We start from the raw sequence: 10862 nt of genomic DNA on the forward strand, positions 1-10862 counted from the left end.
CCACCGCGGCGCGCTTAGCGGCGGGCCCTACCATTTTTTTGACAGCAGCTCGCGAAGGGCCGCCGCATCGAGCATTTGCTCGGCCAGAAGCTTCTTCAGCTTCGCATTCTCCTCCTCCAGCGCCTTCAGCCGCTTGGCCTCGGAAACGTCCATGCCGCCGAACCTGGCCTTCCAGTTGTAGATTGTTGCCTCGGAGATCCCATGCTTGCGAGCCAAGTCCGCCGTCTTCGCCCCAGCCTCATGCTCCTTCAACACAGCGATAATCTGCTCTTCCGTGAACCTTGCTCGCTTCATCTGTCCGTCCTTCTTCAGGCCGGACTCTAACTCCATCTGGAGGAAATACGCAGTGGCAGGTCACAATGATCCGTCTCACCCAGCGCGTGGGGTGATCTACTTCTGTAATCTTTTGTTCGACGACCTTTTCGTCAAGAATCGCGATTGGCTGTGAACATCCTTCTGGGCCGCAAGGCCCTCCGCTGCGAACGCTCGAGCGAAGACACCTCACTCCTGCTATGATGTCCGATAAGCTACATGTAAGTCCGGAAGCCGCCTTTGAGGGCGCGAGTGGTTGGCCGGGCATGGCCTGAAAGCCTGCTGCTTTTTGCCTCCCTTCATCGCATACGATTGTCTGGCACGCCAGTTGCTGTGACGTGTGGTGGCTTGGCCGTTTTGTCATGACGCCCGACGAGACGGCCAAGGCCTCGCTCAACACTTGCCGCAAGCGACGGCTCGTGTGCATCTCTGCGGCCCCAAGTCGACACCGTATTGGCTCGACAAGCTGCCCTGTCTGTTTGGTCGAGGATCGCTGGATTACGCTGGGCCGGTTGTAGCCAAAAAAGTTGTCTGAGGTTCATTTTGTCCGGTGTCTGACGGCTGCACGAGCCTCTGTCGGTTTGATAATATCTGGGTCATTTGCCGGAGCCTAGAGTCTTATGCCCAATCAGGGGCTTAGATTGGAGATGCCATTGGCACGACCGTTGCTACCGAAATCTGGCAAATTGATTGGCGGAGTGCACGTGGATGCGGGAGACGACTGATGCGCTCCTTTGCTTGAGTTCGCGTGCCTCGTTTCTGAGAGGCAAAGCCAGCGCGGCCGCCGATGCAGTTTCACGAAGAGACCTTCCTTTTCACCCTGCGGAACCGGCGCATGAGCCAATCGATCGGCCTAACAACAATGCTGCTTAGTAGGAGGCAATGGTGCCGCCACGGCAATTCCAATGGGACGCTTGGATGACCGCTTGTGCCGGCGAGCAAGCCTGAAGGTGTGGGATGCATCTCATACTCGGAGTCCTCGGAGAAAGCGCCGAGTCCCTGGGCCGCAACGCAAGACGGGCGTTTGGACCGGATGGGGGCTCCCTCGGACGCGGGAGCGGCTGCAACTGGCGTCTTCCAGACCCAACGAACACGCTGTCAGGACACCACGCGCTGATCGCATTCAATGGCGTCGGTTTCACGATCACCGATACAAGCACCAATGGCATCTACATCAACACGGTGGACGCACCGCTAGGACGCGGCAATACCGCGCCGTTAGCCGATGGCGATACGCTGTACATGGCGAATTACATCATTTCAGTGATGATCGAAGACGATCCAGTCGAGGAACGTCAACGGCTCGGCTTGACGGGCTCGAAAACGGTGCGCCTCGCTCGGGCAACGGGGACATTGCCGTCGACGTCGCTTCCCCAAAAAACTGCAGCTCTTCCAGCCGCCCGACCGTTGGGCAGTGATGCGAACCTCCCTCTCGATCCGTTAATGGCGCCTGGCCCGCGCCAGTCCTTCCATTCAGCTGCACAATTGAAGCCGCAGTCACCTGATCCGCTGGCCTTGTGGGGAGACGAGGCGGTCAACTGCGACAACTTCGCTGTAGATCCCACACAGGTGGGGGATCTTCCCTCGCGACTGTCGAGTGCTGCCAGTATAGAGATGCCGTCTTCGCACGCGCAATCTGGCAATATCCGATCAATTCCGTTATCGTCAGTCGACGCCCGATTTGTCGAGCCATCGCAACCACGGCCCTCTGCATTCTCCAATGGGAGTGGTGCACCGTCGAAGAACCCTCCTGCGCCAATCATTCCCGAGGACCTCGATCTTGGCGATCTCTTGCCGGGAGCGGTCTCGCGCCGGATGCCATCGCAGCGAACAGAAGCACGCTTCGACGAACCGAACGAAGCGCTCCATATCACGCGCAAGCCGCTCGCCTCTCCTCCGAAAAATGACATCGGGAAATTGCGGGATCCTGGCATAAGGTCGCCCTCGTCCGAGGAGCGGGGGCCTGATCGGCTGGCCGGACTGAAAGAAACTGCTGCGCTGCGCGCGGTCGGCGCTCCCGAGTTGGACAACTCGACAAGGAGCTTTGCTCCGTCGTTGCCTGCGGACGCTCCATCCGAGGCAGACGAACTGCAGGCGTTCTGGAACGCACTCGGGTTCAATCCGGACCTTGTGCCACCAGCGCAACGTCGAGAGTTCTTTGCCGAACTAGGCCGTGCGATCGCCGAAATGACGCACGGCTTGCATTCGATATTGGCGGCGTGGGCCATGGTCAAGAATGAGTGCCAAATCGGGCCGACACCGACACGCGCTGGAAACGACAACGCATTACAGTTCACGAAGAGCAGTCATGTCCTGCGCGAGGCGCTCGCAAAGGATCGCGGATTCCTGCTGCTCTCCCGGTCGGTGCGCGCAGGCTTCGACGACATCAAGGCGCATGAGGTCGCGGCCTTAGCGGCCATGAGAGGGGCGGTCGGCAATGTGCTAACGCGTATGAGTCCCCAGCGTATCGAGAGCGACAGTGCAAATAGCGGGCTTTTCGACGCTCGCCTCAGTAAGGCCCGGTTGTGGGACCGGTTCGTGGAACTGCATGCATCAATGGTCGGTGACATTGATCGAACCTCTCGCTCCTATATCGTGGAAGAGTTTACCCGAAGCTACGAGTCCCAACTCCCATTACCCGGCCAGAATGAAGGAAAGACAGCGTAATGGCGCCGCCGAACAAAATCCGGCGGTTGTCCATCGCTGGCGGCGCGTTGCTGCTGGCCACTGCAGCCGGCAGTTGCTCGACTGATAAGAGCTTGAAAACGACGCCAATCAAATTCGTGATCGAGGCCGATGAGCTCGTCAATCCAAACGCCCACGGCAAGCCGTCTCCGGTTGTGGTCCGTATTTATGAGCTGAAGTCGACGGCCAGTTTCACGCAAGCGCAGTTCTTCGAGCTGTTCGACGATGACTCCAGGCGGCTTGGACCCGATCTGGTGGCCAAGCGCGAGGTCGAATTGACGCCTGGCGACAAAGTTGATTTCGAGCGCAATACACCGATCGAGACCCGAAATGTCGGCGTGATCGCGGGTTTCCGCTCGGGCAGCGCTGCGCAATGGCGCTCAACTGTCGAAATCAGACCCGATCGCGACAACCGGGTTTCGGTGAAAGTGACTGCGCAGGCTGTCACGGTTGAGGAGGAGGCCAGCCGAAATTGGTGGAAAATCTTCTAATCGGGTCGTCATGATAGTGACGGTCCGCGGACTAATGCATCTTTGGAAAGAGCAGCGAAGAGGCGCCAGAAGAAATGTCTGCGACAAGCAAACCGGTCTGGTCCGAAGGCATGTTGGTGCGGCCACAGCACTTTCAGCAATACGACCGCTGGATCGAGCAACTGGTCGAGAACCGCGTTGCTGGCCTGGTCGGCTACGGCTGGGGCATTCGGAAGATTGCCTTTGATCGCAATCTTCTGGCGCTTGGCCAAGTCGCACTTGCCGAACTTGAAGCCATTATGCCTGACGGCACGGCCCTTCATGCGCCGGAGCATGTCCGTCTTCCGACCGGACGAATTCCTCCGCCGGGTGCGAAAAACCTGCTGGTCAAAATCGCAGTGGGCACGCGCGACGTGTATTCCGGCGGTGCGCTTGCGTGCCGGTACGATCAGCAGGTCATGCAGTTCCGGAATACGAGCATGCCTGAGAAGGCTCCGGTTGATATATCCGTTGCGGCACTAACAGCACATCTCGTGTTCGACGACGAGGAGCAAGGCGATCTGGTCACGCTGCCTGTCGGCCGCATCCGTGATATCGATCCGGCCGGCGCAATCACCTTATCCGATACCTACGTGCCGCCGGCCATCGACATTCACGCAGTGAAGCCGGTCATCGCGCTGTTGAACGAGATCAGATCGCTGTTGCGGACACGTGCAGAGGCGCTTGCCGCCCGCGCGGACCCCTCGCGCGGGCTGGCAGACGGAGCGGGACTGATTAATCTCCTCACTTTGTCGATCGTGAATGGCGCAGACGTCATGTTCGACCATTTCGCGGCGACACGTGGGCATCATCCTGAAACGCTCTTCCGCGCGCTGCTCGGCCTTGCAGGGCAGCTGTCGAGCTTCGCTGACAACCGCCGCAAACCGCAAGAGATTCCTTCCTATCGGCATGAGGATCTCGAGAGCTGCTTCACGCCGTTGGCTGTTATCCTGCGCAACCTGTTATCAGTCGTGATGCACAGTGCCGCAATATCGCTGCCGTTGCAGGACCGCGGCTACGGCATTCTGATCGGCCTGATCACCGATCGCACCTTGTTCCAGGACACTCGCTTCATTCTTGTCGCGGTGGCAAGCGTACCGGCCGAGACATTGCGCAACCAGCTTCCGGCGCAGATCAAAGTAGGCTCCGTCGAGCAGATTCGCGATCTTGTTAATCTTCAGCTCCCGGGTGTTCCGGTTCGCGCGCTGGCAGTGGCGCCGCGCGAGTTGCCCTACATCAAGAATGCCGTCTATTTCGAGTTGGACCAGTCGGTGGAGCAGTGGCGTATACTGCCGCGCTCGGCGGCCTTTGCTTTCCACGTCAGCGGTGATTATCCGGATCTCCATCTCGAATTCTGGGCCCTGCGTGGGAAACATGCGTAGCGGGCCCGAAACACATGGATGAACCCACAGTCATTGGACGCAGGCCAGTCGGTCCGACCCGTAACACTCACGGCGGGCAATCGACCGCTTGTGTTCCACCGATCGTCGCCGCGCCGGCAGGCCCTCAAGCGCGGTCGCTTTTATCTGAAACCGACGACGTATGGGTCGCCGACCATTCCGAGATCGTTGTGCAAGCTCTCTTCGAGCCAAAAGCCGTGGAGGACGCCTTGGTTGCGGCCGCGACACCGCTCCTCTTGATCGTTGCGCAGCTTCGTGTCGTCAAGAATGCCGATATCGGCGCGCTGCGTCGTGGGATTGTTGAGCAAATCCGCCGCTTCGAGCAGCATGCCGCCAAAGATCAAGCAGTTGGTAGCGATGCAACAGCCGCCCGTTACGTGATGTGCGCGTTGCTGGACGAAGCAGTGATGACAACGCACTGGGGCAGTGAAAGCGCCTGGAGTGGCAACAGCCTGCTTAACCAGTTCCACAATGAAACCTGGGGCGGCGAGAAAGTCTTCGAGATCCTCGAACGTGTGCAGGCAAAGCCGTCCAGATACCTCGCGTTGCTTAAGCTCATCAACATCTGCTTGTTGATGGGATTTGAAGGCAAATATCGCGTGGTGGAAGGGGGGCGGGAGCGGCTCGAAGATCTTCGTTCCGATGTTCAGCGTCTGCTGCGGGACTCTACGAGCGCACCACCCGCGGAGCTATCGATCCAATGGCGCGGCGTCAAAGTACGTGCGGGCGTACGTCGCTACGTGCCATTGTGGAGCATCTTTGTCGCCGCCACCGTAGTTATGCTGGCTGGCTACAGTTTCGTTCACTGGCACCTATCGAACGAACTCGCAGCCATCGAGCAACTGCTCGTCGTGATCGACCCGTCTGGGTCACGGTAAGGAGAGGTGCAGGTGTTTGGTGCTCAATTCGCGACAATCTTCTCAGCTCGAGGCATCATCAAACTGATCGCCTTGTTGGCGGTCGACGCGTTCATTTGGTTCGGCGCCCCTCACCTTGAGCTGTTCGGTCAACAGCCGTTCGTTTCGGTGACTGTTCGTGCCGCCACAATCGCCTGCCTCTTCTCGGCGGTCGTCGTCATCGTTCTTGTCCGTTACTGGGTGGCGCGCCGCGCCAATCGACGTGTCATCAAGTCGTTGATGGAGAGCGGAGGCCTCGTCGCGACCTCCAGAGATCGTGGCCGGGAGGAGGTCGAGCTGATCCGTCGGCGCTTCGAGGACGCGCTCGAGGTCCTGCGCGATACGGCGTTCGCCGGCAAACCCGGACCAGGCTATATGTTCGAGTTGCCTTGGTACATCATCATTGGGCCATCGGGCGCCGGTAAGACGACGATCCTGCGCAACTCGGGACTGGAGTTTCCGCTGGCCGAACGGCTCGGCGTCGACCCGGTGCCCGGCGTTGGTGGCACGCGAAACTGCGACTGGTGGTTTACCGAAGAAGCAGTCTTTATCGACACGGCGAGCCGTTACACGACACAGGACTCGGATGCCGAGGTCGATCGCGCGGCCTGGCACGGATTTCTCAATCTTCTCACGGTGCATCGACGCCGGCGGCCGATCAACGGCATCCTGCTTGCGATCAGCCTGTCCGATCTCATAATGGGCGATGGAAACCGGCGCAGGCTGGCCCAGTCGCTTCGTTCGCGGATACAGGAGCTACTGAAGACGTTTGGCATGCGCATTCCGATTTATGTTCTGGTGACCAAGTGCGATCTCGTGCCCGGCTTCGCTGAATACTTCGACGATCTCGACCATGAGGGCCGCACCCAGGTCTGGGGCAAGACCTTTCCTCTCGAGGGGCCGGGCGATCACATCGACGACGTCGCAACACTTGAGATCCAGGAACTTGCCGAGCGCATTGAGACCAAATTGGCGTTTCGCATGCATGACGAACGCAATCCCAATCGTCGTGCAATGATGTATACATTCCCGAAAGAATTGAGGAGCATCCAGACCGCAGTCGCCGGCTTCGTTGCCGAGGTCTTCCGGCCAAGCCGCTTCGAAGAGAGCCCGATGCTGCGCGGGATCTATTTTACAAGCGCCGCCCAGGAGGGAACACCGATTGAGCGGATAAGCGGTGCGATCCGAAGCCGTTTCGGTCTGCACGCAAGCCTGCCCACGCCGTCACTCGGGCCGGGAAAGGCATTCTTCATTAAGCAGTTGCTGACAAAAGTGATCTTCGCTGAGCAGGGACTGGTCGGTCGCAATTTCAAGCTCGAGCGCAAGCTCGCGCTGGTGCACTGTGGGGGCTATCTTGCGGCAGTCATGCTGGCGGCGACCGCATTGAATCAGTGGTACGACGCCTTCGCCCGCAGCGAAACGCGCATCGCTGAAACCAGAATGGCCGCCGAGACCATGCAGGCGCGCCTCCAGGAAGTACGCGAGCCGCTGGATCTGAAGAAGCTCTTGCCGACCCTGAATGCCGCGCGTCGTCTTCGGCAGACAGCCGGCGAGAACACTTGGTACGCGTGGTTCGGTGACCTCGGGATTTCGGCGACCCCGGTGCTCGCGCCGGCTGCGCAGGACGCCTACGATCGGATTCTTGTCGACCGCCTGCTGCCGGTTTTTGCAGGCAGGCTTGCCGTTCGCATCGATGCACTATTGCGTGCTGGAAGCGATACTTTTCTGGACCAGGCCAAGCAGGTGTTCCGCACGTATTTGATGTTGAGCGATTCGAGGCATTTCGACCGCGAAAAAGTCGAACAGGCCGCGCGCACTGAAGTGGCGCTTGGGTTTTCGCTAGATGCGACATCAGCGGGCGAACTGCTGGAGCATTTTTCACGCCTCATCGACTTGCTGCCGAAGCCCATCACGAGTGATCGGAAATTCGTGATTGCGGTGGGCTCGCGGCTGATGCAACGCCCCCTCGTCGAGCAGATTTACGCCCGGCTTTTGCGCGAGGGCGCTCAGAACACGAGGCTGCGGCCAATCGACTTGGTCAATCTGCTGGGGGCCGGCCAGCTTGAGATCAAGCCCCATGCTGTTTTCCCCGCCATTGGCCAGCACGAGCTGCCTGCTTCGAATGGTATTGCAACCATCCCGGGCATCTTCACGCGAGACGGTTTTATTGATTTCCTACTGCCGCACCTCCCAGACATCGTGCAGGACGAGCAAAGCGGCGACTGGATTCTTGCCAGTAGCTCGTTCGACGCGGCGGATACACAACAGGTCGTACGCAAGGTCATTGATCGCTATGTTGCCGATTACATTCGCATTTGGACAAGCGCCCTGAGTAGCGTCCGGGTCGTCAAATTCGACGATATGCAGCGCGCCACGGCGATCCTGCGCGAGCTGGCTGGCCCGCAAAGCGCCCTACAGCAGATCATTTCCATCGTACGCGACAATACGAACCTGTCGCCGCCGGGAGAGCAGACCACCGCGAAGGCGGGCGATGCGGTGGCCGCCGTGTTCTCGGCGGCGTTCGGCGACGACCCCTGGCCGGGAACACGGATCACCGAAGCCTTCCGACCTCTGGTCCAACTGGGCATCGGCGGACCCTCGGGACAGGCGCCCAGCATGGATCGCATCCGCGATCTCTTCGGCGGCCTCTATGCAACGATGGCCGGTATCGCGACTGCACCGGATCCGGGCCAGGCCGCATTTCAGCTTGTTCAGCGGCGTGTAAAAAATCCAGGCAACGATGCATTAGGTGCCCTGCGCGCCGACTCGGCGCTACGTCCTGAGTTGGTCCGCACCATCATGAACGACATTCTGCTCTCGGTATGGAGCATCTTGCTTCACGAGGCACACGGTCATGCCAATGCTGTTTGGACGCAGGAAGTGGTGCCGGTCTGCCAGGCTGGCGTCTATCAGCGTTATCCATTGTTCGCGGCGGCGATCGAGGACGTCACATTAAAAGACTTCAGCGATCTCTTTCGACCCGGGGGGATTCTGGATGACTTTTTTCAGAAGTACCTGTCGCCATTCGTCGTCGAGAACAGAACCGGCCTTGGATCGGCGACCATAGACGGCGCGGCAGCACCGATCCATGCGGATGCCCTGGCTCAATTTCAGCGCGCGAGAGAGATTCGCAAATCCTTCTTCAGCGGCTCGGGCTCCGCACCGGCCGTGAAGTTCAGCATCAAGCCGGTCTATCTCGCCTCCAGACTGCTGCGCGCGACCTTTGTCATGGATGGTAAGGAGATCGTGTATCGCCACGAGGCGCCTCGTACCTACGACCTCGAATGGCCGACTCGAACCGAAGCAAGCTCGACCTCAGTCATCCTTGCCGCGGTAGACGGGAGCGAGGATAAGATTGAGCGCTCAGGTCCTTGGGCTTTGTTCCGTCTTGTCGATGCGTCGCGCCCTTCCTCGCGAGGCACTCCCGACCGCTTTGCGATCATGATCGGTGAACCTGACCGGCCCAACGTGACCTATGAGTTGCGGGGGGAAAGCGTAAGCAATCCGTTCAGCTTGAATGCCCTTCGTTCCTTCCGATGTCCCGATAAAATATGAGTCGAGTGCCGTGAGAGATTGTTTCAGTTTCTGCGAAAAAGGACGAGCAAAACTTACTGGCGTCAGCTTGTCACGAGCGGTCAATTCTGCCGCAACGGTGGTGCATCGGCGCCCGGTGGCGGCGAGCAATCTGTGCGACACGTTCTACCTGTACCGCAACCAGATCGAACCGGCCATTCTGGATCAGGAGTTTGAGGGACTACTGGCGGCCGACGTTATGATGCGCAGGCTCCTACCTGGCGCTGTTGCGCGACTGGCTACCAACCATACGAGCGCGATCCTCGAACGCCTGGGCGAGGCCACATTGTGAGTATGGCGCCTTTGGGATACGTGCTCGGCGATCGTTTCGTCCTGGTCGAGGTCATTAGCGAGGGCGGCACCAGCACCGTCTATCGCGCGATCGATCGGATCGGCCTGTGGGCGCGCGAACAAAACCCCGAAGTGGCAGTGAAGGTCCTCAAGCCAGATTCGAAGATGCGCCAGAAATTGGTGCAGCTGTTGCATCGTGAGGCGCGACTCTTGCGTGACTTCGTACACCGGAATTTGGTGCGGATCTACGATTCCGACTACGACGGCAAGTACCACTACCTGGTCATGGAGCTCTTAAAGGGCAGCTCGCTGGCGCAGATCCTGGCCGATCGTCAGGGACAGCCACTGTCTCCCTCTATGTCCTTTCATATTGTCCGCGCCGCCGGGCAAGGGCTCGCCCACATGCACAGCCAGGGTGTCGTCCATGGTGACCTCAAACCGGGAAACATCTTCATGACCTCGACGGGCGAAGTCAAAATTTTGGACTTTGGGACAGTCCTTATGCCCCGCCTTTCGCCGCAACACGACAGGGCGACGGCTCTGCTCGATCAGATTAGGTTCTTGACGCCGGCTTATGCCTCGCTAGAGATGCTGACGGGTGAGCCACGGGCGGAAAGCGATGATGTCTATTCTCTCGCGGTGGTCGCCTATCTGGCCCTAACGGGTACGCATCCGTATGCGCGCTGTCCAGCCGACGAGGCACTTAAGGCAAACCTCATACCGGCAGCACCGCCGACCATTTCGCCAGCGCAATGGCGTGTGCTCGCTTCGGGGCTTGCCCTCAACCGCCGCGACCGCATCGAAACCGTCGGTGAGTTCGTTCAGCGTCTTGTCCGTCCGCACTGGTTCTACCGATGGTGCGGTCAGCGCATGCCGCTGTCGTAAAGCGGGGGGATGTCCCGGGTTCTGTTGAATTTCTGAAGAGGTCGGCGTTGCCCACCTTGAGCCGGTAGGCTCGGGGTGCTGATTCCACAAAGGAGAGCAACGCCATGACGAGAGATATCACACCGGCTGGTTCGCCGGCGACTGGGGCTGTGGACGAAGCGTTTGCAGAAGTGCGGGCGAGCTTTGATCGGTTCTGCCTTGCGGCGGGGATCGAGGCGCTCGGCACGATGATGGAGGCGGATGTCACGGCGGCCTGCGGGCCGCGCCACGGTCGCGATGCGGCGCGGCGGGCGCACCGTTGGGGCCGAACG

The 10862-nt window shown here is 59.6% G+C and carries 7 protein-coding genes and 2 pseudogenes; 8 read left to right on the forward strand and 1 reads right to left on the reverse strand.

What is annotated here, in order from left to right:
- Positions 1 to 294: pseudogene (locus K289_RS0139410) on the reverse strand (transposase); the annotation flags it as partial.
- Between the two features lie 975 nt (positions 295 to 1269).
- Between K289_RS0139410 and tagH the strand changes: the two are divergent.
- From tagH to K289_RS49825, 8 genes and pseudogenes are all read left to right on the forward strand, one after another.
- Positions 1270 to 2979, forward strand: a complete 1710-nt coding sequence (gene tagH / locus K289_RS49820; protein ID WP_084788934.1) for a type VI secretion system-associated FHA domain protein TagH — start codon at positions 1270 to 1272, stop codon at positions 2977 to 2979.
- Positions 2979 to 3488 (forward strand): type VI secretion system lipoprotein TssJ, encoded by a 510-nt coding sequence (gene tssJ / locus K289_RS47005; RefSeq protein WP_051311317.1) that lies wholly within the window; start codon positions 2979 to 2981, stop codon positions 3486 to 3488. The genes tagH and tssJ overlap by 1 nt, the downstream gene beginning before the upstream one ends.
- A gap of 74 nt (positions 3489 to 3562) precedes the next feature.
- Entirely contained in the window at positions 3563 to 4888 is a 1326-nt protein-coding gene (gene tssK, locus K289_RS0139425) for a type VI secretion system baseplate subunit TssK (protein WP_027556371.1), read from the forward strand.
- Positions 4889 to 4902: 14 nt separating this feature from the next.
- A complete protein-coding gene (icmH, locus tag K289_RS47010; RefSeq protein WP_084788935.1) occupies positions 4903 to 5784 on the forward strand; it encodes a type IVB secretion system protein IcmH/DotU in 882 nt (293 codons plus the stop codon).
- A 12-nt stretch (positions 5785 to 5796) separates the two neighbouring features.
- Positions 5797 to 9357 carry a type VI secretion system membrane subunit TssM gene (gene tssM, locus K289_RS0139435; RefSeq protein ID WP_198024877.1) on the forward strand — a complete coding sequence of 1187 codons (3561 nt, stop codon included), beginning with the start codon at positions 5797 to 5799 and terminating at the stop codon, positions 9355 to 9357.
- 10 nt (positions 9358 to 9367) lie between these two features.
- Entirely contained in the window at positions 9368 to 9667 is a 300-nt protein-coding gene (locus K289_RS0139440; RefSeq protein ID WP_156918441.1) for a hypothetical protein, read from the forward strand.
- A gap of 2 nt (positions 9668 to 9669) precedes the next feature.
- Entirely contained in the window at positions 9670 to 10551 is an 882-nt protein-coding gene (locus K289_RS0139445; RefSeq protein WP_027556374.1) for a serine/threonine-protein kinase, read from the forward strand.
- A 104-nt stretch (positions 10552 to 10655) separates the two neighbouring features.
- Positions 10656 to 10862, forward strand: a pseudogene (locus K289_RS49825) (IS256 family transposase); the annotation flags it as partial.

The organism is Bradyrhizobium sp. Cp5.3, assembly GCF_000426265.1.
Classification (GTDB): domain Bacteria; phylum Pseudomonadota; class Alphaproteobacteria; order Rhizobiales; family Xanthobacteraceae; genus Bradyrhizobium; species Bradyrhizobium neotropicale.

Excerpts from the sequence above, each read along its gene's own strand:
- tagH (WP_084788934.1), top strand. The coding sequence starts at position 1,270 with ATGCATCTCATACTCGGAGTCCTCGGAGAAAGCGCCGAGTCCCTGGGC.
- tssJ (WP_051311317.1), top strand. The coding sequence starts at position 2,979 with ATGGCGCCGCCGAACAAAATCCGGCGGTTGTCCATCGCTGGCGGCGCG.
- tssK (WP_027556371.1), top strand. The coding sequence starts at position 3,563 with ATGTCTGCGACAAGCAAACCGGTCTGGTCCGAAGGCATGTTGGTGCGG.
- icmH (WP_084788935.1), top strand. The coding sequence starts at position 4,903 with ATGGATGAACCCACAGTCATTGGACGCAGGCCAGTCGGTCCGACCCGT.
- K289_RS0139445 (WP_027556374.1), top strand. The coding sequence starts at position 9,670 with ATGGCGCCTTTGGGATACGTGCTCGGCGATCGTTTCGTCCTGGTCGAG.